Source organism: Pseudoglutamicibacter albus (assembly GCF_022346425.1).
Classification (GTDB): domain Bacteria; phylum Actinomycetota; class Actinomycetes; order Actinomycetales; family Micrococcaceae; genus Pseudoglutamicibacter; species Pseudoglutamicibacter albus.
Genome location: NZ_JAKRCW010000033.1, coordinates 1 through 603 on the forward strand (window position 1 = coordinate 1; position 603 = coordinate 603).

The following is a 603-nucleotide window of genomic DNA, read 5'->3' on the forward strand; positions in this document are numbered from 1 at the left end:
CGCACCTCATTCGAAGCGTTATGCCACCGCTTCTCAACATGCTGATACTCAGCATCCACACCATCCATCTGAAAATCAGACATCGCCTCAGCCACCTGAGCATCACGCTCACCAATCAAGGACTCAAGCCGAGAGACAATCCCCTGAATATCCCCCTGAACCTGACCAGACACACCAGTATCAAACGAAATACGATCCAACGACATAAAAACCCCTCACAAAAACAAAAACAAGAAAACCAACAAAACTAACAGCCCGCTTTAGCGGGTGGAAGAGAAACGCGCACCATCAAAATTCGCAGCAGACTCATTACGCGTCGAGTTATCAGCAGTCTGCTGATCCCCAGTCTGAGTCGCAACATTCATCTCAGACTGACCCTGAGCAATCCGAGCCAACGAACTATTCAAATCAGCAGCAATCTCATCAGCACGAGCCTTGAACTGATCAAACCTCACACGACCCTGACCATTAAACTTCCCCTCCAACGGAGCAACAGCCGCCACCAACTGACGAACCAAACCACCCAAATCATCATTCGACCCAGACGTCTTCTGATTCAACGTAGCCAACGTCTGCGAACCCATATCAAACTTCATAAAACTA

Annotated in this window: 2 protein-coding genes; both read right to left on the reverse strand. The window is 48.6% G+C overall.

Annotated elements, in window-relative coordinates:
- On the reverse strand, positions 1 to 206 hold a 206-nt coding region (locus MHJ63_RS09845), incomplete at its 3' end, for a pore-forming ESAT-6 family protein (protein ID WP_239447312.1).
- Positions 207 to 260: 54 nt separating this feature from the next.
- A partial coding sequence (locus MHJ63_RS09850) for a hypothetical protein (RefSeq protein ID WP_338110398.1) occupies positions 261 to 603 on the reverse strand: 343 nt, incomplete at its 5' end.